Origin of the sequence: Streptomyces sp. NPDC050264, from assembly GCF_040655895.1 — a bacterium.
Classification (GTDB): Bacteria; Actinomycetota; Actinomycetes; order Streptomycetales; family Streptomycetaceae; genus Streptomyces.
The window spans coordinates 164823-185616 of the sequence record NZ_JBFAKV010000022.1; the positions used below are offsets into that span (position 1 = coordinate 164823).

Consider the following 20794-nt stretch of genomic DNA (forward strand, 5'->3'; position numbering starts at 1 on the left):
TTGCGCGTACTGCTGACCGGACACCAGGGCTACCTGGGCACCGTGATGGCCCCGGTCCTGGCGGCTGCCGGACACGAAGTCGTCGGTCTCGACGCCGGCCTGTTCGCCGACTGCGTCCTCGGCCCGACGCCCGCGGACCCGTCCGGGCACCGGGTGGACCTGCGCGACGTCACCGCCGACCACGTGGCCGGGGTGGACGCCGTGATCCACCTGGCCGCGCTCTCCAACGACCCGCTGGGATCGCTGGCGCCGGAACTCACCTACGACATCAACCACCACGCGTCCGTACGCCTGGCCCGCCTCGCCCGCGAGGCCGGAGTGCGGCGCTTCCTGTACGCGTCGACCTGCTCCGTCTACGGCGCCGCCGGCGGCGACGACCTGGTGGGCGAGGACGCCCCGCTGCGCCCGGTGACGCCGTACGCGGAGTCCAAGGTGCGGGTGGAGGACGACCTGCACGCGCTCGCCGACGGCGACTTCAGCCCGGTGTTCATGCGCAACGCCACCGCCTTCGGGTACTCGCCCCGGCTGCGCGCCGACATCGTGCTGAACAACCTGGTGGGCCACGCGCTCCTCTCCGGCGAGGTGCTGGTGCTCTCCGACGGCACCCCCTGGCGCCCGCTGGTGCACGCCGCCGACATCGCGCGGGCCTTCACCGCCGCGCTGACCGCGCCCCAAGAGGCCGTGCACGACCGGGCGTTCAACATCGGCAGCGAGACCAACAACGTCACGGTCGCCGAGATCGCCGACCAGGTCGCCGAGGCGGTGTCCGGCGCACAGGTGAGGATCACCGGGGAGAACGGCGCCGATCCGCGCTCGTACCGGGTGGACTTCTCCCGGTTCCGCGCGGCGATCCCCGGCTTCGACTGCGAGTGGACGGTGAAGCAGGGCGCGCTCGAACTCGCCGACGCCTACCGCAAACACGGCCTGACCCGGGAGGCCTTCGAGCAACGTTTCACCCGGCTCGCCGTGCTGCGCGCGGCGTCCGACGCCGGCACCGTCGACGACACCCTGCGGCGGCGCCGATGACCGCGCCCGGCGAACAGATGCACGCGCTCGTGGAGCGGCTGTACCCGCTGTGCCGGAGCATCACGGGCGACGGGGTGCGCGCCACCCTGGACATCGTCGGCGAGTACGTCCCGCTGCAGGTGCACGAGGTGCCCACCGGGACGCAGGTGCTCGACTGGACGGTCCCGCAGGAGTGGAACATCCGTGACGCGTACGTCGCCGACGCCACCGGCCGCCGGGTCGTCGACTTCGCCGCGTCCAGCCTGCACGTGCTCGGCTACAGCGTGCCGGTGGCGCGGACCATGCCGCTGGCCGAACTGCGCGCACACCTGCACACCCTGCCGGACCAACCGGGCCTGGTCCCGTACCGCACCAGCTACTACACGCCGGACTGGGGATTCTGCCTGGCCCAGGAGACCCTGGACGCGCTGCCGGACGGCGACTACGAGGTGCGCATCGACTCCACACTCGCGGACGGCCACCTCACCTACGCCGAGCACTTCGTCCCCGGCCAGGTCGCCGACGAGGTGATCGTCTCCTGCCACGTCTGCCACCCGTCGCTGGCCAACGACAACCTGGCCGGCATCGCGGTGGCGACGTTCCTTGCCAAGGCGCTGGCGGAGCGGACGCCGTACTACACCTACCGGTTCATCTACGCGCCCGGCACCATCGGGGCGATCACCTGGCTGGCCCGCAACGCGGAGCGGATCGAGCAGGTCAAGCACGGCCTCGTGCTGGCCTGCGCGGGCGACTCGGGCCACCTGACGTACAAGCGGAGCAGGCGCGGCGACGCGGAGATCGACCGGGTGATGCGGCATGTGCTGGCCGCTACCGAACGGCCTCACCACGTCAAGGAGTTCACTCCGTACGGCTACGACGAGCGCCAGTACTGTTCGCCCGGGTTCGATCTCGGAGTGGGCTCGCTCAGCCGGACCCCGTACGCCGGATACCCCGAGTACCACACCTCGGCGGACAACCCGGACTTCGTCACGCCCGAGGCCATGGAGGACACCCTCGCGGTCTGCCGCGAGGCGGTCGCGGTCCTCGACCGCAACCGGCGGTACGTCAACCTCAGCCCGTACGGCGAACCACAGCTCGGGCGGCGCGGGTTGTACGACGCGCTCGGCGGGCGCAGCGACGCGAAGCAGGCGCAGCTGGCCATGCTCTGGGTGCTCAACCTCTCCGACGGCGCACACAGCCTGCTCGATGTCGCCGAGCGGTCCGGGCTGCCGTTCGACACCGTTGCCGTCGCGGCCGACGCCCTGGGCGGCGCCGGGCTGATCAAGGCATGACGCCGATGACCACCGAGGAGGAGAAGACGACGCCGGCGCAGGGGTCCGCCCGGCGGGCCCTCCTGGGCAGGCTGTCCTGGGGCCTGGCCGACCAGGCGGCCTCCAGCATCAGCAACTTCGCGGTGGGCATCTACGTGGCACGCTCGCTGGGGGTGACCGCGTTCGGCGTGTTCAGCCTCGCCTGGGTGACCTACGGCGTGGTGCTCAACGTCTCCCGCGGCCTGGCCACCGACCCGCTCGTGGTGCGCTTCAGCGGTGTGCCGTACGCGTCCTGGCGCGCGGCGGCGGCCCGGTCGACGGGCACCGCGCTCGGCGTCGGTGCGGTCATCGGCGCCGCGTGTCTCGCGGTCGGCCTCGGCCTCGGTGGCCGCGTGGGGCCCGCGTTCGCCTGCCTCGGCGTCATGCTGCCGGGGCTGCTGCTGCAGGACGCGTGGCGGTACTCGTTCTTCGCCGCCGGCACCGGGAAGAAGGCGTTCGTCAACGACCTGGTGTGGGGCGTCGCGCTCGTCCCGGCGATGGTCGTGGCGGCCCACGTGGGCAGCGTGGCCGCCTTCGTCCTCGCCTGGGGCGCGTCCGCCACGGTGGCCGCCGGGTACGGCTGCGTCCAGTCCGGCATCCGGCCCCGGCCGGCCCTGGCCCGCGGATGGCTGCGCGAACAGCGCGATCTCGGCTACCGGTACCTGGTCGAGAACGTCAGCCTCAGCGGCGCGAACCAGATGCGGGCGTACGGGCTCGGCGTGATCGTCGGGGTCGGCGCGGTGGGCGCGGTCCGCGGCGCCGAGCTCCTGCTCGGCCCGTTCCTCGCCGTGCTGATGGGTCTGTCGCTGGTCACCGTCGCCGAGGCGGCACGGGTTCTGCGGCGGGCCCCGCACCGCCTCGGCAGGTTCTGCCTCCTGCTGGGCGGCGGGCAGGCGGCCGGCGCGCTGCTCTGGGGCGGGGCGCTGCTGCTGATGCCGGACCGGCTCGGCGAGTTCGTGCTCGGCGACGTCTGGCACCTGGCCTCACAACTCATCGTGCCCGTCACCCTCGGCGTCGCGGGCGCCGGCCTCGGCACCGGTGCGGCGGCCGGTCTGCGCGCGCTCGCCGCGGCCCGGCGCAGCCTGCGCTGCCAGCTGTTCGCCTCCGTCTGCTATGTCAGCGGCGGCCTCGGCGGAGCGGCCGCCGGCGGCACGGTCGGCTCGGCCTGGGGCGTCGCCGTCGCGACCGGCTGCAGCTCGGCCGTGTGGTGGCTGCAACTGCGGTCCGCCCTGCGCGAGCACCATCACCACCCCATCCCCGAAGTGAGGACTTCATGACCGCCCGACCCAGGCTGAGCATCGGCCTGCCCGTGTACAACGGCGAGGAGTACCTGGCCGAATCACTCGACGCGCTGCTCGGCCAGACCTACGAGGACTTCGAACTGGTCATCTCCGACAACGCCTCGACCGACGGAACCGAGGAGATCTGCCGCAAATACGCCGCGCGGGACTCACGCGTCCGCTACATCCGGCTGCTGCGCAACGTCGGCGCCACACCCAACCACAACTACGTGTTCACCCAGTGCCGCGGCGAGCTGTTCAAGTGGGCCTCGCACGACGACCTCTACGCCCGCGACCTGCTGCGGGCCTGCGTGCAGGCGCTGGACGAGCGGCCGGAGGTGATCCTCGCGCACTCCGGGCAGGCGGTCATCGACGGCGCCGGCCGGCTGAAGATCCCCTACGAGTACGGGCTGGCCACCGACTCCCCGCACCCGCCGGAGCGCTTTCGCAGTCTGCTCGTCGAGCCGGGCGGCGACGACTTCTACGGGGTGATCCGCGCCGATGTGCTGCGCCGCGTGAAGCCCCTCGACAGCTACCACCACGCGGACCGCACGTTCGTCGCCGAACTCACCCTGCACGGCCCCTTCCACCAGGTGCCGGAGCTGCTGTACTTCCGCCGCGACCACCCCACCCGCGCCGAGCGGGCGAACCCGTCCAAGCGCGCCCGGTGCGTCAACCTGGACCCGCGCCGGTCCGGCCCGCTGCATCCCACGCCCCGGCTGCTCGCCGAGTACCTGGGGGGCTTCGTCTCCGCGATCCGGCGGGCGCCGCTGTCCGCGGCCGACCGGCGCGCGTGCCACCGTCACCTGCTCGCCTGGATGACGAGCCGGGTACGGCCGGGCGCCGGCGAGCGGATCGAGGACCGCGCCCCGGTCGGCCCGGCCGGACTCACGGTCTCCGTCGACGCCCTCGTCGCCGGCCGCGAGGACCGTGCAAGTCGTGCAGGCCGTGCAGGCCGTGAAGGGGGCCCGGCATGACGTCCGTGGACGAAACCCCGGTGCGCGTAGGGCTGTTCGGCCTGCTCGGCTCCGGCAACCTCGGCAACGACGGGTCGCTCGAAGCGGTACTCGGATACCTCCGCGCCGAGCACCCGGACGCGGACGTGGACGCGCTGTGCGGCGGACCCGAGACCGTGACGGCCCGGTACGGGATCCCCGCGACGCGGCTGCACTGGTACCGCGGGGAGTACCGGACAGCGTCGCGTGCGGGCGCGATCGCGGCGAAGGGCCTCGGCAAACTCGTCGACATCGCCCGCACCGCCGCCTGGGTGCGCCGGCACGACGTGGTGATCGTGCCCGGCATGGGCGTCCTGGAGGCCACGCTGCCGTTGCGGCCCTGGGGCTTCCCGTACTCGCTGTTCCTGCTCTGCGCGAGCGGCCGGCTGCTGCGCACCCCGGTCGCGCTGGTCAGCGTAGGAGCCGCCGAGATCGGCAACCGGCCGACCCGGGCCCTGGTGCGCTGGTCGGCGCGGTTCGCCGCGTACCGCTCGTACCGGGACGCCCGCTCCCGTGACGCGATGCGGGCGATGGGTGTGGACACCGCGCGCGACCAGGTCTACCCCGATCTCGCGTTCTCCCTGCCGACGCCGCGGGCGAGCGCACCCTCCGGCTCGGCAGGCCCGGTCTGCGTCGGCGTCATGGACTTCCATGGCGGCAACGACGACCGCGCCCGGTCCGAGGAGATATACCGGCGCTACCTCGACGGGACGGTCCGGTTCGTCCGCGCGCTGGCCGAGGAGGGCAGGCCGGTCCGGCTGCTCACCGGCGACGAGTGCGACGCCTCGGTGGTCGCCGCGATCCTCGACGCGGTGGACTCGCCGCTGGTCACCGCCGCGGAGCCGGCCTCGCTCGCCGACCTGATGAAGGAGATGGCGGCCGCCGACAGCGTGATGGCGATCCGCTACCACAACCTGATCTGCGCGCTGAAGACCGGCACACCGGTGCTCGCGCTCAGCTACGCGGCGAAGAGCGACGCGCTCATGGACCGGATGGGCCTCGGCGCGTACTGCCACCCGGCGCGCGAGGTCGACGCCGACCGGCTGCTCGAACAGTTCCGGGAGCTGGAGAAGCGCTCGGCCGAGCTGCGGCAGACCCTCACCGGGCGGAACCTGGCCGCCGCCCGTCAACTGGAGGGCCAGTTCGCCGAGTTGACCGCGACCCTGTTCCCGAAGACCGTTCACGCCCACGCCCTGCGGGAGGCCCGATGAAAGCGACCGAAGTCCCGGCCATCGCCGGGGCGTACCTGTTCGAGCCGACGCCGTACGCCGACGAGCGCGGCTTCTTCTGCCGCACCTTCGACGCCGACGTGGTCCGCTCGGTGGGCCTCGACCCGAACACCTTCATCCAGGACAGCGTGTCCCGCTCGGTCCGGGGCGTGCTGCGTGGCATGCACCTGCGCTCCGGCGCCGGCGAGGCCAAGCTGGTGCGGTGCTCGTACGGGAGGATCTTCGACGTCGTCGTGGACCTGCGGCCCGACTCGCCGACCTACCGCAACCGGGCGTTCTTCGAGCTGTCCGGCGAGACACAGGTGACCCTGTACATCCCGGCGGGGTGCGCGCACGGATTCCAGGCGCTGACCGAGACCGCCGACACCTCGTACCGGATCGACCGCCCGCACGATCCGGCCGAGGACGTGACGATCGCCTTCGACGACCCGGAGCTGGCCATCCCCTGGCCACTGCCGGTCAGCTCGATGTCCGAGCGGGACCGGGAGGCGCCGAGACTCGCCGAGGCACTGAAGCAGAGAGCAGGCTGAGATCGACGTGGACACAGAAGAGTTCCCCCTGCCCCGGTCGCGGCGGGCCAACGAGCGGCTGCACGCCATGATCCCCGGAGGCGCGCACACGTACGCCAAGGGCGACGACCAGTACCCCGAGGACCTGGCCCCGGTCATCAGCCACGGCCGCGGTGCCCACGTGTGGGACGTCGACGGCAACCGCTACATCGAGTACGGGTCCGGACTGCGCTCGGTCAGCCTCGGCCACGCCCACCCCCGCGTGCTCGAGGCGGTGCGGCGGGAGATCGACCGCGGCAGCAACTTCGTCCGGCCGTCCATCGTGGAGGCCGAGGCGGCGGAGCGCTTCCTGGCCACGGTGCCGACCGCGGAGATGGTGAAGTTCGCCAAGAACGGCTCCGACGCCACCACCGCCGCGGTGCGCCTCGCCCGCGCCGTCACCGGGCGCCCGCGGGTGGCGATCTGCGGCGACCACCCGTTCTTCTCCGTCGACGACTGGTTCATCGGCACCACGCCGATGTCCGCCGGCATCCCGGCGGAGACCACCGAGCTCACCGTGGCGTTCCCCTACGGGGATCTGGCGGCCACGCGGGAACTGCTGGCCCGGTACCAGGACGAGGTCGCCTGCCTGATCCTCGAACCCGCCGGCCACGCCGAGCCGCCGCCCGGATACCTCGAGGGCCTGCGCGAACTGGCCGACCGGCACGGCTGCGTACTGATCTTCGACGAGATGATCACCGGCTTCCGCTGGTCGGAGGCGGGCGCCCAGGGCCTGTACGGCGTCGTGCCCGACCTCTCCACGTTCGGCAAGGCGCTGGGCAACGGGTTCGCCGTCTCCGCGCTGGCCGGGCGCCGCGCACTGATGGAGCGGGGAGGGCTGCGCCACTCCCACGACCGGGTGTTCCTGCTGTCCACCACACACGGCGCGGAGACGCACTCCCTGGCAGCCGCGATGGCCGTGCAGACCACCTACGTCGAGGAAGGCATCACCGCGCGGCTGCACGACCTCGGCGAGCGGCTGGCCGCCGGTGTCCGCGACGCGGCGGCCGGCATGGGCGTCGGCGACCACCTCCTCGTCCGGGGCCGGGCCAGCAACCTGGTCTTCGCCACCCTCGACGAGAGCGGGCAGCCGTCCCAGCAGTACCGCACCCTGTTCCTGCGCCGGCTCCTCATGGGCGGGGTGCTGGCCCCGTCGTTCGTGGTGAGCAGCGCGCTCAGCGACGCCGACATCGACCGCACCGTCGAGGTGGTGGCCCGTGCCTGTGCGGTGTACCGGAAGGCACTGGACGCCGCCGACCCCACCCCCTGGATGGCCGGACGGCCGGTGCGCCCGGTGTTCCGCCGCCGGGCGTGACGTGACATGACGTGACGTCAGCGAGGCTCGCGCGGACCGGCGTCGGCCGGCCGGCCGCCGAGCCGGTCGGCCGTCCGGTCGACCAGCCACGCGGTCGCCGGTGTCACCGCCAGCGCGGTGCACCAGCCGCCGAGGACGTCGGTCGGGTAGTGCGCGCCCAGGGCGACCTGCGCCCATCCCATCGCGGCGCCGGCCGCCAGCGCCGCGGCGAGCACGAGTGACGTGCCGGCCGTCCCGCCGAGGCCGGGCCGGGCGGTCGCGAGCAGCGTCACCGCGAGGGCCAGCGCGGTGAGGAAGGCGGTGTGCCCGCTCGGATAGGACAGGTTGTCGGGGCCGTGGATGGTGCGTCCCACCAGGGACTTGAGCAGCGTCGTCGTCACCACGGCGAGGCCGGCCGCGGCGACGACGAACACCGCCGCGCGGGGACGCCGGAGCAGCAGACAGCCTGCCGCGGCGGCCGCGACCACCAGCGCCGATCCGGCGGGCTCCCCGAAGAAGTCCATGGCCAGCGCGACGTGCCGCCACGGCGGCCGCACACTGTCCGCCGTCGGCTGGATGAACCACCTGTCCACGCCGCCGGGCTGGCTGTGCCCGGCGTACAGGACCCCGAGCACGACGACCGTCAGCGCGGCGAGCGCCGCGATCACCCCGAGCGGCGCGCGCAGCGACGGAGGAAGCACCGCGGGCGCCGACCGACGAACTGCTCCGGGCCTGCTGCCAGGTCCGCTCCGGCCAGGCGATCCCACGCGAGCCCCCCCGTCGTGCAGTGTCCGAAGAACAACTCCGCTCATACACAGCGGTGTTGAAGCGGGTCGACACGATCTTGGCACGAGGTGCGTGGGGTTCGTGAAGAGTTGGCGCACGAGTCTCGGGATTCGGTCACGGGAGCGGAAAACTCGGAGGGCTCACGCGGCGCTTTCGAACAGGTCGGGCGCCGGTCCATGCGATGGGAGACCGATCAACGATGTCCACTCTGGTATGGAGGAGAGTGCGGACGGCCGCGCTCGCGCTCTCGGCCGTCGCGGCCCTCGCCTTCGGCACGACCGCCACGACCGGCGCGGCAGCGGCCCCCGCGCCCACTCCCGCACCCGCACCCGCTCTCGCGAAACAGGGGCCGACCTCGGTCGCGTACGTCGAGGTGAACAACAACAGCATGCTGAACGTCGGCAAATACACCCTCGCCAACGGCGGCGGCAACGTCTTCGACATCGCGGTGATCTTCGCGGCGAACATCAACTACGACACGGGCACGAAGGCGGCCTATCTGTACTTCAACGAGAACGTGCAGCGCGTCCTCGACAACGCCGCCACGGAGATACGGCCGCTGCAGCAGAAGGGCATCAAGGTCGTCCTCTCGGTGCTCGGCAACCACCAGGGCGCCGGCTTCGCCAACTTCCCCTCCCAGCAAGCGGCTTCGGGGTTCGCGAAGCAACTGTCGGACACCGTGACCAAGTACGGCCTGGACGGCGTCGACTTCGACGACGAGTACGCCGAATACGGCAACAACGGCACCGGCCAGCCCAACGACAGCTCGTTCGTGTACCTGACGACGGCGCTGCGCGCGAACATGCCGGACAAGATCATCAGCCTCTACAACATCGGACCGGCCGCAACGCGCCTCTCCTATGGCGGCGTCGACGTCTCCTCCAAGTTCGACTACGCCTGGAACCCGTACTACGGCTCCTGGCAGGTCCCCGGCATCGCACTGCCCAAGTCGAAGCTGTCGCCGGCGGCCGTGGAGATCGGCCGGACCTCGCAGAGCACGGCCGCCGACTTCGCCCGCCGCACCGTCAGCGAGGGGTACGGCGTCTATCTGACCTACAACCTCGACGGCGCCGATCGCAGCGCCGACGTCTCCGCGTTCACCCGGGAGCTGTACGGCAGCGACGCCGTTCACACGCCGTAGGGCGATCGCACGCCCCGGCGCACGGTCCGCCGCTCAGGGTTCGATGAGGCCGGTACGGATCGCGTAGCGCGTCAGGTCGGTGCGGTCGCGCATGCCGAGTCGCTGGAGGATGTTCGCCCGGTGGCGTTCCACGGTCTTCGCGCTGATGAAGAGCAACTCACCGATCTGCTTGGAGGAGTGGCCCTCGGCGACCAGCTTGAGGACCTCCTCCTCGCGGTCGGTCACAGCACGGTCGGGCAGGTCGTCGCCTCGTCGGACCCGGTCGAGATAGGTGCGCACCAGCGTGGTCTGCGCGTCCGCGCAGATGAACGGCTCGTCGCGCATGGCGGCGCGGCACGCGGAGACGAGGTCCCGGTCGGCGGCCGACTTGAGGACGTAGCCGCACGCACCGACCTTGAGGGCCTCGAAGAAGTACTGCTCGTTGTCGTACATCGTCAAGAAGAGCAGCCGCAGGTGCGGGAGGCGTTGGCTGATCTCCCGCGCCGCTTGCAGCCCTGTCCTGCGGGGCATGGCGATGTCCAGGATGGCGAGATCCAGCGCGCCGCCCGCCCTCCTGGCCTCGGCGACCGCCTCGGCCCCGTCACCCGCCTCGGCGACGACCGTCAGGTCGGCTTCACTGTCCAGGATGAGCCGGATTCCCTTGCGCACCAGGGCGTGGTCGTCGGCGAGCAGGACACGGATCTGGTGGCCGCCGGTGTCAGACATGTGCGCTGTCGCTTCGCGGAGTGGTCGATGTCGGTCCGGAGGGTATCCACAGCCGCACCTGTGTACCCCGCCCGGGAGCGGACTCAAGGGCCAGCGACGCGCCGACGAGCAGCGCTCGTTCGCGCATGCCGCGGATGCCGGCGCCTTCTTCCGCCCGGCCGATTCCCTTGCCGTTGTCGCGGATGAGCAGCTCGGTGCCGCGCTCCGTAGCCCGTACGGACAGGGCGGCGCGGTCGGCCCCCGCATGCCGTGCGACGTTGGTGAGCGCTTCCTGGGCCACGCGGTAGACCACGAGTTCCACGTCGTCGGCGAGGAGGGGGAGGGGGCTGCGGGACTCGAGCCGCACGGTCAGGCCCTGCCGGGTGAACTCGGCCGCCAGAGCGCGCAGAGCGCTGGCAAGGCCCAGTTCCTCCAGCACCCCCGGCCGCAGCTGACGGGCGATGCGCCGGATCTCGTCGAGGCTGCTGCGCGTCGCTTCCTGCGCCTGCCGCGCCTCCCCGCGCAGTTCGGCGGGGGACCGGTCGGCGAGACGGCCGAGCTGGAGCAGGACCGCGGTCAGTGTCTGACCCACCTCGTCATGCAACTCACGGGCGACCCGATGACGCTCCGCCTCCTGAGCGGTCAGCGCACGTCCCGCGCTCAGGGCACGCTCGCGCTCCAGCCGGTCGACCATCGCGTTGTACGTGGTGATGAGATCGGCCATCTCCGCGGGGCCCGTCACGCTGGGCCGCCGGCCGGGGTGGAGCAGGTCGACGGTGGCCATGGCCCGGCTGAGGCGTTGCAGCGGCACGAGCCCGATCCGCAGCACGAACGCGTTGACCCCGAGCACCACCGCCAGCCCCGAGACCAGGATGACCGCCTCGTTCGGCAGCACGGGCGAGGACACCGTGACCGGCCCCAGCAGCAGACCGGTCACCAGCACCAGAACCACCGAGTTCAGGAGGAAGATGCGCCAGAAGAGGGAGACGCCGACACGTCCTCCGCCTCGCTGCCCCTTACGACCCCACTTGCCTGTCTGCTGCGCAGTGGACACGCCCTCATCCCCCAACTCACCCGCGGTCACGCTCCCGGCCCCTCGGCCGCGGGATCCTCCGGCGCAGCGGTGCCGCGGAGATTCTACGCACCTCGCCACCTCTCCAAGATCTCGCCCCCCGACATCCCGCGAGGGTGAACAACCGCTCTGACCTGGCACTTACGTGTCCAGGATGGTGCGTGTCAATGGGGTCCAGCCCTCATTTGTCGGCGCTGTCGCGCTGATACGTTCGCCGTCGATATTCGCAATGCATGTATGTGGGTGGGGGAATGGGGACCGGGCCACGGCCCCGGGTTCCGCGTTTCCGCACCGTCTGGCACGGGGGGAGAGGAACTGTGACCGGAGGAGTTCCGGCCGATGGGGGCGGGGCCGGCGGAGGGCAGAAGAATCTCGCGTCGACACCGGCCGAGAAGAAAGAGGCGGCCCGCCGGATCGAGCAGGACATCGAGCCGAAGACCAAAGAGGCGGGGGACTGGGCGGACGGCGACACGTCCGCCGCGGTCAAGGCGTTCGACGCGAAGGACGGGCACGGCTGGCTGGTGTCAGCGGCGTTGAAGAAGGGGCACAAGGCGTGGGGTGAGCAGGTGCAGAACCTGATGAACCGGCTCGGGTCCGAGAAGAACTCCCTGCGCAGCGCCAACCTTCTGTTCACGAACACGGATTTCGGCATCCGCGCGGGGGTCCAAGGGGTGCGCACCCCCTCGGCCCTGGACCGCTTCTGATCCTGGCCGCAAGCGCGACCGCCGCGCATTCGCTGTCAGACCTTCCGCCGATCCGCTGTCTTCTTACGGGGAACCGCTGTGCCTACGTACCACGAGATCATGACCACCACTCTGTCCACGCTCACCACCGCGGCCGACCAATGGGACGAGATGGCGGGGAAGTTCCACAAGCAGGAGGTCGCCTACCGCGATGACGTGCACAGCATCTCGATGGGCTCCGGCTGGCAGGGGCTGAGCGTGGACGCCGCCCGGATCGGCTTCGACATCACGCTGCGGGAGTATCAGTACGCGCAGAAGGAGGCCAAAGCCGTCGCCTCCCTGCTGCGGGACGCGCACACGCAGTACTCCGACCTGAAGGGCAAGCTCGAGGCGGAGCGGGACGAGGCGGTCGCGGCGGGCATGAAGGTGTCCGAACAGGGCGTGGTCACGTACGACTACAAGAAGCTCACCGACAGCGAGAAGAACGCGCTGCACCACGACCCGGACTACCAGCGGAGCATGCACGAGGCGGTCGGTTCCTGGCAGGACCGGATCGACAACGCGGTGCGGGCGGTGGACGACGCGGACAAGGGCGTCGAGATCGCCTTCACCGCGGTGGTGATCGACTCGGACAGCGGGGACGGGACGCCGAACGGCTTCAACGGCGGCGCCAAGGACGACATCGAGGCGTACGAGGCCGACGAACTCGCCGACATCGCGACCCGTATCAACTCCGGTGACGCGAGCCCCCAGGACATCCAGGAGGCTCAGCGGGCGTTCCGCGACAACGCCAAGAACAAGGAGTTCCACCAGATGTTCCTCAACGACCTGGGAGCATCGGGCACCATCAAGTTCGCCAACAAGCTGGCCGACCTGAGCCATTCGGGCAAGAACAAGGGCGCGTACGCGGGACTTCAGGACGACCTGGCCGCCTCCCTCGCCCTGGCCACCGACGACACGAAATCGCCGTTCTACAAGAAGTTCCGCGCCGACCTGCAGAAGGCGGGCGTGCGGCAGTACGACCTGGATGTCGCCGGGGACAAGATCCAGGTGGGCACCGGGCACGGACAACAAGTGCGCGGCTACCAGAGCCTGGTCACCCTCATGCAGCAGGGGGACGGCTACTCCGGCCAGTTCCTCAAGGACATGGCCGACGACATGCGCGCCGCAGAGGACAAGGGGCAGGGCGGAGACCCGGACGTGTGGGACCTGCGCGGCGACTTCAGCGGCAAGGAGGACGGCTGGTTCGCCAACGACCCGCTCGACGGCGTCCTCGGCATCATGGCCAAGGACCCGGCCACCGCCACGAGTTACCTCGACCCCGGCCCCGGCGACAAGAACGACACCCTCAAGTACCTGCTCACCGAACGCGACTGGAACCACGTCGACACATCCAACTGGACCGGGAACATCGAGCACACCGGCGAGGACATCTTCGACAAGGACGTCCGCGCCGGCCTCGGCCTCGCCATCGAGGCCGGCGCCACCGGGAACGCTCCGGGCAGCACGGGCACCGAGCTCGGACGGCACACCGAGGCCCAGGCCCGCGTCATGCACGACACGGTCAACTACCTCGACTACGGCTCCGCCGACGGCAAGACCGGCGAGGACCCGGACCACCCGCGCGTGGGCAAGGCCGACGAACTGCTCGCCGAGGACGAGTACGCGGCGCTGCGCAAGCCCCTGTCGGCGGCCCTCGCCGACTACTCGCCCGACATCGTCGACACGATCGACGGCGACGCCGCGGGAGGGCGGGCCGGCAAGGCGGACCCGCTCGGGAACGGCGACGACTCCCGGATCCAGAACAGCCGCAGCAGCCTCATCCGCATGATGCGCGGCGTGTCAGAAGCCGACGACACCGACAACTTCGAGCGTGTCTACCAGGCCCAACAGGGCTACATGGCCGAGCAGATGACGACCGGCGACTACCCCAACGACACCGCCGTCGACAACCAGGCCCGCAAATACGGCGAGGTCATGGGGGCACTGAACGCGGTGGGCGGCGACGTGAAGATGGACGTCCACGATGACAAGATCAGCGACGCCACGGACGAGCGCTTCTACGGCTACCACATCGGCGGCGGCGCGATCACGGGCATCCCGGTCATCGGTGACGGCGCCCAGCGCCTGGTCGACATCGGCCTCAACAACTGGCTGGCCGGCGTGCAGGAAGAGGAAGGAGCGCTGTCGAAGGAGGAACTCAGCCGCAACAACGACGTCGCCCAGGACGGCCTCGACCGGTACTTCACCCAATGGGGCCAGGAGCAGCACATGGACCAGAACACGGTCGGCGGTGCGCAGGGCGAGGCCAGGCAGAGCTACGTCGACGGCCGCCAGATAGCGTACGAGGCCCTGCGCTCCCGCAACTGACCGGTCGGCAGCCCCCGCATCCTCGGCAAGGAGCCCCAGCACCACCATGACCACACAGACCTACAAGAAGCGGGCTGTCCCCACCCTCGGCACGCTCGTCGTGCTCCTCGCACTCACCTCGCTGTACTGCTGGTGGAACACCGACGTATTCGGCGACGACGCGTACTGCGACGGACAGCTGGCCTCGCGGGACGTCGGATCCGTCCTCGACTCCGCGGGCCGGATCTCGGCGGTGACCACGCAGGTGGGGACGGGTTCCGAACGGCCGGAGTTCCGCTGCGCCATCGAGCGCACGAGCCGCTTCATCGGCGCGCAGAACCAGCGCCTGACCCTCAGGACAGGCACCGAGAGCGGATCGTTCCCGTTCACCACCGCCGTGTGGAAGGACCCTGCGTCACGGTCCTACTTCAAGGACGGCGCCACCGGTGCCGTGTCCGGAACAGGTGGTTACGTCGTCCTGCCGAAGGCGTGCTGGGGCAAGGTCGGCGCCTTCCAGGGCAGCCGGATCGTCGTTCCGGACGACGGCGCGGTCACCACGGTGGAGGCGGCCATGGACGAAGGGTCCGCCGACCCTGCCGCCCTCGCACGGCTCCTGACCGGCATGGCGCAAAAGGTCGCGACCGACGCCGGATGCGCGAAGCCCGCACCGCCGCGACCGTCCGCGCTCGCCGCACCGTCCGACCCCAAGGACACGAACGCCCGCGCCGTCTGCGGACTCAAGGACTTCTCCCTGCCTGCCGCCACGCTCCACGCCGGCGCGGCAGAACCGGGCACCGAACAGGTCAACCGCGCCACTGCGCACACCTGGGCCTGCGACCTGGCGCTCTCCGGCACGAGCGACGCCAGGCTGTCTTTCGCGGCGACAACGGACCCGACGACACTCGAAGCCGTCCGCAACGACTCCGAGGCGTTCGACAAGCTCCCCGGCGGCAAGGGGAGCGCGACAACGAACCAGGCCCTGCTCCACTGTGCGAAGTCCGACGTCTATTTCGCGGCCCGCTGGAACCCCGAGTACGAGAGCCTCCTCATGGACCGCGCCCGCCGGGCCGGCGACCCGGCGTCGACAGCGGTGACACTCAAGCAGACGACGTTCCAGAACTTCCTGGACAGCACGGCCGCCTCCTATGGGTGCCCCCGTGCGGCTCTCTCCACCGAGTAGAGCCGCCGGCGACTTGTCGGCGTGGTCGAGGGTGCGGTGGTTCTGGTTGTCTTCGGAGCCGGCCCGCTATCGGACGTCGACGGTGATCGGCGCATGCACGCTGTGGCGCGGGAGTTTGACGGTGAGAACCCCCGTGGCGCTGTCCCAGTCGTACGCGTCCGGGCCCAGCCGGACCCCGCGTGCGGTGACTTCCTCGGGTGCGGTGGGGGTCCCCAGAAGTGCGAGGGTCCAGCGGCGGTTCTGCACCTGGCCCGGGAGGGAACCCTTCGCCGGGTCGATCGACACGGTGCGGTGCGATCCCTTCTGGTCGTAGCGGATGCGCGTCGTGGCCTTCTTGGTCTTCTGCGCCGTTGTCCCGTCGTCCTCGTAGAGGCTGTACGAGCCCGAGGCGCCGTTCGCGACGGAGAGCGTGACGTCGGTCAGGGGGGCGGTCGTGGTCGGTGACGTTGTGGGAGCGTGTGGGCAGGATGCCGCCGGCCTTGATGAACACCGGCATGGAGTCGAGGCCGGTGGTGACGTCGTGGGTGGTCCCGCCGGTGTACGTCTTGCCGGTGAAGTAGTCGGTCCACTCACCGGGCGGGAACCACACCGACGTGGTGGCGGAGTTTCCGGGTGTGGTCACCGGGGCGACCAGTACGTCGGATCCGTAGAAGTACTCGCTGTCCGCCGCGGCGTAAGCCTGGGGCTCGTCGGGATACTCCAGGTAGGTGGGGCGCACGATCGGCAGGCCGGTGCGGTGGGCCTCCTCGGCGAGCGTGTAGGTGTACGGAACCAGTTTCTCGCGGAGGTTGAGGAACGCATCGGCCGACTTCCGCGCCGCCGTGCCGTACTGCCAGGGCAGCCGGTCGCTGTGGTTGCTGTGCAGTCGGTCGATCGGCTGGAAGGCTCCGAACTGCACCCAGCGGGCGTACAGATCGTCGGGCAGTTTGTGGGTGGTGCGGGGCGTGCCGTTGTCGTCGTACGTCTCCGAACCGGTCAGCCCCGTCGTGTCGTTGTGGCCGCCGATGTCGTGGGTGACGGCCGCCATCCCGGTCGCCGCGGACTCACCCGGGGTGTAGCCGACCTCGAACTTCAGCATGCCCCAGGTGGAGGAGGTGTCACCGCTGAAGTGGACGGTGGAGCGCTCGTCCGCCCACGGGCCCGTCGGCAGCGCCTGCTGGCCGCTGTACCCACCGGCCTGTAGTGAACCGTAGGCGCGAGAGAGGACGAGTCCCCGGCCGAGCGTCCTGGCGGTGGAGTCGGCGTACTGCTGGTTGATCCAGGCGTCCGGAGTCACGCCCTGCATCGACGACGGGGACGCGTCGCAGCACCAGTCCAGCCACCAGAAGTCGTTGCCCTGCCGGTCCATGGCCCTGTGCAGGTCCATGTAGGCCTTGAGCTGGTCCGGGTCCCCGAAGTCGAAGGTGTAGCAGTTTCCTCGACACTGGCGCCCGACTTCATGGTGGGAGATCACGCACTGGGCATGAGACCACGCCGGCTTACGTGGTGTCTACAACAGGGCGTCGAATGACGGGAGTTCAGCATTCTGGGGCGCGGAGTCCGCAGAGCGCGGAGGGGCACCGGCGCGTCCGGCGCCATGGCCGTGCAGCTCGCGGCGCGCGCCGGGGCCGAGGGGATCGGCGCGGTCGGCGGCCCGGCGAACCTCGCGCACGTGCCCGGCGTCGCCAAGGCGCTGCTCGCCTCGGACCTCTCCGGAGAACGGGGAACAGCTGGGCGAGGGCCCCTGCTTCGGCGCCGCCTGTGAAGGGCACCCCGTCTTCCGTATCGAAGATCTGACCACCGAGGTCGTACGCTGGCGCGCCTACGCTCCGCAGGCCCACGCGCTGGGGACCGGCAGCATAATGGGCTTTCTGCTGTACACCGAGCACGAACACGACCTGGGCGCCCTGAACTTCTACTCCCGAAAGACCGGCGCGTTCACCGAGATCAGCGAGACCGCCGGCTGGCTGCTGGCCTCGCACGCGGCGATCGCCTGCTCCGGCGCCCGGGACCACGCCCAGATGCGGCAGGCGGTCGAGACCCGCCACGTGATCGGCGAGGCCATGGGCATCGTGATGGCCGAGCGCCACGTCGACGAACGTCAAGCCTTCGATGTACTGCGCCGCTCCTCGCAGACTCAGAACGTGAAACTGCGTGAGACAGCCCGTCAGTTGTGCGAGCCAGGCCCTAGGTGTATTGATCACGAGCGTTGTTAACACGGGCGGGGACGGCTCTCCCGGCTCCGGTCCGAACGGGGAGGGCCTCGGCGCGGCAGCCCCGCGGGAGTTCGTTACTGAACCGGCGCCGTCTTGGTCGAGTCCCCCCTTGTGCGGCTGCCACACCTCGCGTGTCGGGCCACGCGGAGCGACAGCCCGGCGGCCCGGGGGGAGTTGGCCCAGAAGCAGCAGCAGGCATCGCCCCCGGGAGTAGCCGGGGCAGCGAGCACACACGCTTGGTGTGAGCTGTACTCCTTCGCGGTACAGGAGGGACCGATCTGTCCTTTCCGGACCGCAGGGCAGGACGCACGGCGTCTGCCCACTGTGCACGGCGGCCCTCTACCTTGCCGGCGCCGAGTTGCCGCAGCCCTGGCCGTTCGTCTGTATGGGGCAAGTGACCTGGCGTTGACGACAGGCGCGGAGGAGAGTGGGGCACAGAGCGTCAGTGGTGTGGCGAGAGGGTGTTTCGAGGCACTTTTGGAAGTGGGCGGGGATCATGGCCGAACTGCCGCGTGAAGAGGAACTGGCGGTGGCGTTCGTCGACTTGGCCGACACGCTGGTGCAGGACTTCGACGTCATCAACTTCCTGCAGACGCTGGCCGAGCACTGCGTGCATCTGTTGGACGTGGCGGCTGCCGGCGTCCTGCTGGCCACCAGCGGTGGCCGGCTGGTGAACGTGGCCGCGACCGATGAGCGCACCGGCAGGCTGGAAGCGGCCGTTATCGAGTGGGACGAGGGTCCGTGCCCGGACTGTTTCCGCACCAAGATGGTGGTGCCTGACGTACCGCTGGATACGCCGGAGGCGCGGGAGCGGTGGCCCGGGTTCGCGCCGCGGGCCGTACATCTGGGGTTCACCTCGGTGGTGGCGTGCCCGCTGCGGTTGCACGATCAGGTGATCGGGGCCCTGGGCCTGTTCCGTGACCGGCCCGGCCCGCTGGGCACCTCCCAGCTACGGCTGGGGCAGGCGCTGGCCGACACCGCCACCATCGGCATCCTGCAGCAGCGGGCGGTAAGTGAGCAGATGACAGTGAACGCACAGCTGCAGATGGCCCTGGATTCCCGCATCATCATCGAGCAGGCCAAGGGCTACCTCGCGCACCGCCTCGACACGGATGTCGAGGAGGCCTTCGTCCGCCTGCGCGGCCATGCGCGCTCCTCTCATCTGCGGCTGACCGAACTCGCCCGGCAGGTGTTGCTGGGCACCGTCGATCCCTCGATCCTGCGCCGGCACGGTCAGTGAGAAGCCCCTGCCCTGACAGGGACGGGCGAACGGGCATCCGGCTCTGCACTACACCCGGAAGGGGGCGGCCCCGGTGACCCATCCGGTCATGACCGCCTACCTGCGTTCCCTCAGCTCCCACACCGGCCCGGGCACGGCGCCGCTGCCCCTGGCGGCCTTCGCCGACATGCTGGGCCTGGACGGACTGGCCCTGCTGCTGTCCCCCAGCGACGGCCCGGCCGAACTCGTGCAGTCCCACGGCGAGCACACACTCGCACTGGAAGACCTCCAGCAGGTCCAGGGCCAGGGCCCCAGCCTGGACGCCGCCCACCACGGAGCTCTGGTGCTCGTCCCCGACGTCGCCGAGTTCACCGGTGAGAGGTGGGCCGGCCTGCTCGCCGCCGTCGAAGCCCTCGACATACATGCCGTGTTCGCCTTCCCCGTGTGCATCGGGATCATCGGGCTGGGTGCGCTCACCGGGTACCGCACCCGCCCCGGGCCGATGTCCACCGACCAGCTCACCGATGCCTTCGGGCTGGCCGACACCCTTGCCCAACTCGCCATCGCCACCGCCGCGCACGCCGACCTCTCGGACACCGCGCTGCTGGACGACCCGGGCCTCCACTTCGCCGAAGTCCACCAGGCCACCGGCATGCTCTCCGCCCAACTCCACATCAGCTGCGACCACGCCCTGATCCGCCTGCGCGGGCACGCCTTCAGCCACGACACACCCCTCCTCGACGCTGCCCGCGAGGTGCTCGGGCGCCGCCTGCGCCTCGACGACGACGGCACTCCACAGCCCTGACCGACAGCCGACGCGAGCGTTCTCTCCCCCTCGAAGCCGGTCACGGCCGGGCGAGGGCCGTTACTACCAGGGATCACGGCGACACACTTCGGTGGGCGGGGAAGCCGCCGACCGCATCGCGAAGGCGGCAACACGCGATGCCGGGAGCGACGCCGCCGGTACGGGCTTCGATGACCGAATCGTCGGACTCGGCCCTCTCTGTGAACCGTCCTCGGTAGGCGGAGTCGGCCCAAATGGTGGTGCGTGCGGGGGTGCCGACGGCCGGCCCGCGTGAGCAGTGCGCGGGCCCCATCCGGCACGACACTTCGCGTCGCTGCCAGTCGCGGATCATCACCATCCTTTTCCGCCCCCGGGCCGAGTCCGGGTCCGACGCTGCGACCGCTGATGCCTGGAGCCAGGACGGCGCGCCCGGTCGACCACCCCAGCGGGTGTGGTGCGGGGTCATGGGAATTCGCTTGCCAGAGCAGTTTTGGCGCCCGTGTGCGAATGCTGAGGGTGAAAGGCCGTTACCGGATTCCATCCCGGTGAAGGGGCTGCTCAGGGCATCGGCCTCGTGGTCAGTAACCGCTTGTTATTGAGTTTTCAAAGGGTCGGTGCTGCATGCAGCGATGTTTGAGAACCCTACCTTCATAGTTGATGCCGGATACAAGCGAGTGTTACGGAAATATCCGTATCCAGAAAAACCCTCAGGTTCGCCCCCACTGGCCCCCGCCGGGGTTCACAGTGTGGATCTCCCGGTAGCACGCCGGAAGATCCGCATCGCCCGGCGTCCCGCTGTACTGGGGCCGCTGGTCATGTTCTCGAGGGGGCGCTCATGTCCGTTGCACGCCACACCCGCCGTATCGCCGCGGCGATCCTGGCATCCGGCGTCATCATCGGGGTGGCAGCCGTGCCGGCCGTCGCCGACGGGCACAGGGCACCGCACCGGTCCTCCGTCGTCATCGGCGAGGTCCAGTACAAGGGGCGCGGCCACGACGACCACTCCAACCGCAGCCTGAACGCCGAGTGGGTGGAAGTGA

The 20794-nt window shown here is 70.5% G+C and carries 18 protein-coding genes and 2 pseudogenes; 16 read left to right on the forward strand and 4 right to left on the reverse strand.

The window, feature by feature from the left end; translation table 11 throughout:
* From AB0J02_RS32380 to AB0J02_RS32410, 7 genes are read left to right on the forward strand one after another with little or no spacing between them, the layout of a single operon-like run.
* Positions 1–1026, forward strand: coding sequence for an SDR family oxidoreductase (locus tag AB0J02_RS32380; protein WP_363197386.1), 1026 nt, complete (start codon positions 1–3; stop codon positions 1024–1026).
* Positions 1023–2297, forward strand: coding sequence for a DUF4910 domain-containing protein (locus AB0J02_RS32385; RefSeq protein ID WP_363197387.1), 1275 nt, complete (start codon positions 1023–1025; stop codon positions 2295–2297). The genes AB0J02_RS32380 and AB0J02_RS32385 overlap by 4 nt, the downstream gene beginning before the upstream one ends.
* Positions 2294–3592 (forward strand): hypothetical protein, encoded by a 1299-nt coding sequence (locus AB0J02_RS32390; protein ID WP_363197388.1) that lies wholly within the window; start codon positions 2294–2296, stop codon positions 3590–3592. The genes AB0J02_RS32385 and AB0J02_RS32390 overlap by 4 nt, the downstream gene beginning before the upstream one ends.
* Positions 3589–4572 (forward strand): glycosyltransferase family 2 protein, encoded by a 984-nt coding sequence (locus tag AB0J02_RS32395; RefSeq protein ID WP_363197389.1) that lies wholly within the window; start codon positions 3589–3591, stop codon positions 4570–4572. Before AB0J02_RS32390 ends, AB0J02_RS32395 begins: the two co-directional genes overlap by 4 nt.
* Positions 4569–5801: a polysaccharide pyruvyl transferase family protein gene (locus AB0J02_RS32400; protein ID WP_363197390.1), complete on the forward strand. Its 1233-nt coding sequence runs from the start codon at positions 4569–4571 to the stop codon at positions 5799–5801. Before AB0J02_RS32395 ends, AB0J02_RS32400 begins: the two co-directional genes overlap by 4 nt.
* Positions 5798–6349: a dTDP-4-dehydrorhamnose 3,5-epimerase gene (gene rfbC / locus AB0J02_RS32405; RefSeq protein WP_363197391.1), complete on the forward strand. Its 552-nt coding sequence runs from the start codon at positions 5798–5800 to the stop codon at positions 6347–6349. The genes AB0J02_RS32400 and rfbC overlap by 4 nt, the downstream gene beginning before the upstream one ends.
* A gap of 7 nt (positions 6350–6356) precedes the next feature.
* The gene (locus AB0J02_RS32410; RefSeq protein ID WP_363197392.1) at positions 6357–7682 is read left to right on the forward strand and encodes a glutamate-1-semialdehyde 2,1-aminomutase; all 1326 of its coding nucleotides are present in this window, start codon (positions 6357–6359) and stop codon (positions 7680–7682) included.
* Between the two features lie 17 nt (positions 7683–7699).
* Here the strand turns inward: AB0J02_RS32410 and AB0J02_RS32415 are convergent, their stop codons facing one another.
* Entirely contained in the window at positions 7700–8362 is a 663-nt protein-coding gene (locus AB0J02_RS32415) for a phosphatase PAP2 family protein (RefSeq protein WP_363197393.1), read from the reverse strand.
* A 284-nt stretch (positions 8363–8646) separates the two neighbouring features.
* Here AB0J02_RS32415 and AB0J02_RS32420 point away from each other — a divergent pair, with 284 nt between their 5' ends.
* The gene (locus tag AB0J02_RS32420; protein WP_363197394.1) at positions 8647–9588 is read left to right on the forward strand and encodes an endo-beta-N-acetylglucosaminidase H; all 942 of its coding nucleotides are present in this window, start codon (positions 8647–8649) and stop codon (positions 9586–9588) included.
* 33 nt (positions 9589–9621) lie between these two features.
* Here the strand turns inward: AB0J02_RS32420 and AB0J02_RS32425 are convergent, their stop codons facing one another.
* Both AB0J02_RS32425 and AB0J02_RS32430 read right to left on the reverse strand, forming a co-directional pair.
* Complete coding sequence (locus tag AB0J02_RS32425) at positions 9622–10293, reverse strand: response regulator transcription factor (protein WP_363197395.1); 672 nt, start codon at positions 10291–10293, stop codon at positions 9622–9624.
* A complete protein-coding gene (locus AB0J02_RS32430) occupies positions 10286–11242 on the reverse strand; it encodes a HAMP domain-containing sensor histidine kinase (protein WP_363197407.1) in 957 nt (318 codons plus the stop codon). Before AB0J02_RS32430 ends, AB0J02_RS32425 begins: the two co-directional genes overlap by 8 nt.
* 419 nt (positions 11243–11661) lie before the next feature.
* On the opposite strand from AB0J02_RS32430, the gene AB0J02_RS32435 reads away from it, so the two are divergent.
* The 3 genes from AB0J02_RS32435 to AB0J02_RS32445 all read left to right on the forward strand — a co-directional run bounded on the left by AB0J02_RS32435 (position 11662) and on the right by AB0J02_RS32445 (position 15556).
* A complete protein-coding gene (locus AB0J02_RS32435) occupies positions 11662–12048 on the forward strand; it encodes a hypothetical protein (RefSeq protein ID WP_363197396.1) in 387 nt (128 codons plus the stop codon).
* Positions 12049–12147: 99 nt separating this feature from the next.
* Complete coding sequence (locus AB0J02_RS32440) at positions 12148–14397, forward strand: hypothetical protein (RefSeq protein WP_363197397.1); 2250 nt, start codon at positions 12148–12150, stop codon at positions 14395–14397.
* Between the two features lie 46 nt (positions 14398–14443).
* The gene (locus tag AB0J02_RS32445) at positions 14444–15556 is read left to right on the forward strand and encodes a hypothetical protein (protein WP_363197398.1); all 1113 of its coding nucleotides are present in this window, start codon (positions 14444–14446) and stop codon (positions 15554–15556) included.
* 66 nt (positions 15557–15622) lie between these two features.
* Here AB0J02_RS32445 and AB0J02_RS32450 read toward each other — a convergent pair.
* Positions 15623–16970 (reverse strand): annotated as a pseudogene (locus tag AB0J02_RS32450) (TIM-barrel domain-containing protein); the annotation flags it as partial.
* Positions 16971–17132: 162 nt separating this feature from the next.
* Here AB0J02_RS32450 and AB0J02_RS32455 point away from each other — a divergent pair.
* The 5 genes and pseudogenes from AB0J02_RS32455 to AB0J02_RS32475 all read left to right on the forward strand — a co-directional run.
* Positions 17133–17300: a hypothetical protein gene (locus AB0J02_RS32455; protein WP_363197399.1), complete on the forward strand. Its 168-nt coding sequence runs from the start codon at positions 17133–17135 to the stop codon at positions 17298–17300.
* The gene (locus AB0J02_RS32460) at positions 17266–17751 is read left to right on the forward strand and encodes a GAF and ANTAR domain-containing protein (protein WP_363197408.1); all 486 of its coding nucleotides are present in this window, start codon (positions 17266–17268) and stop codon (positions 17749–17751) included. Before AB0J02_RS32455 ends, AB0J02_RS32460 begins: the two co-directional genes overlap by 35 nt.
* Before the next feature lie 496 nt (positions 17752–18247).
* Positions 18248–18991: a GAF and ANTAR domain-containing protein gene (locus AB0J02_RS32465; protein ID WP_363197400.1), complete on the forward strand. Its 744-nt coding sequence runs from the start codon at positions 18248–18250 to the stop codon at positions 18989–18991.
* Between the two features lie 73 nt (positions 18992–19064).
* The gene (locus AB0J02_RS32470; protein ID WP_363197401.1) at positions 19065–19775 is read left to right on the forward strand and encodes an ANTAR domain-containing protein; all 711 of its coding nucleotides are present in this window, start codon (positions 19065–19067) and stop codon (positions 19773–19775) included.
* A gap of 814 nt (positions 19776–20589) precedes the next feature.
* Positions 20590–20794: pseudogene (locus AB0J02_RS32475) on the forward strand (lamin tail domain-containing protein); the annotation flags it as partial.

Excerpts from the sequence above, each read along its gene's own strand:
- AB0J02_RS32395 (WP_363197389.1), top strand. The coding sequence starts at position 3,589 with ATGACCGCCCGACCCAGGCTGAGCATCGGCCTGCCCGTGTACAACGGC.
- AB0J02_RS32440 (WP_363197397.1), top strand. The coding sequence starts at position 12,148 with ATGACCACCACTCTGTCCACGCTCACCACCGCGGCCGACCAATGGGAC.
- AB0J02_RS32425 (WP_363197395.1), bottom strand. The coding sequence starts at position 10,293 with ATGTCTGACACCGGCGGCCACCAGATCCGTGTCCTGCTCGCCGACGAC.
- AB0J02_RS32400 (WP_363197390.1), top strand. The coding sequence starts at position 4,569 with ATGACGTCCGTGGACGAAACCCCGGTGCGCGTAGGGCTGTTCGGCCTG.
- AB0J02_RS32445 (WP_363197398.1), top strand. The coding sequence starts at position 14,444 with ATGACCACACAGACCTACAAGAAGCGGGCTGTCCCCACCCTCGGCACG.
- AB0J02_RS32390 (WP_363197388.1), top strand. The coding sequence starts at position 2,294 with ATGACGCCGATGACCACCGAGGAGGAGAAGACGACGCCGGCGCAGGGG.
- AB0J02_RS32385 (WP_363197387.1), top strand. The coding sequence starts at position 1,023 with ATGACCGCGCCCGGCGAACAGATGCACGCGCTCGTGGAGCGGCTGTAC.
- AB0J02_RS32420 (WP_363197394.1), top strand. The coding sequence starts at position 8,647 with ATGTCCACTCTGGTATGGAGGAGAGTGCGGACGGCCGCGCTCGCGCTC.
- AB0J02_RS32455 (WP_363197399.1), top strand. The coding sequence starts at position 17,133 with ATGGCCGTGCAGCTCGCGGCGCGCGCCGGGGCCGAGGGGATCGGCGCG.
- AB0J02_RS32465 (WP_363197400.1), top strand. The coding sequence starts at position 18,248 with ATGGCCGAACTGCCGCGTGAAGAGGAACTGGCGGTGGCGTTCGTCGAC.
- rfbC (WP_363197391.1), top strand. The coding sequence starts at position 5,798 with ATGAAAGCGACCGAAGTCCCGGCCATCGCCGGGGCGTACCTGTTCGAG.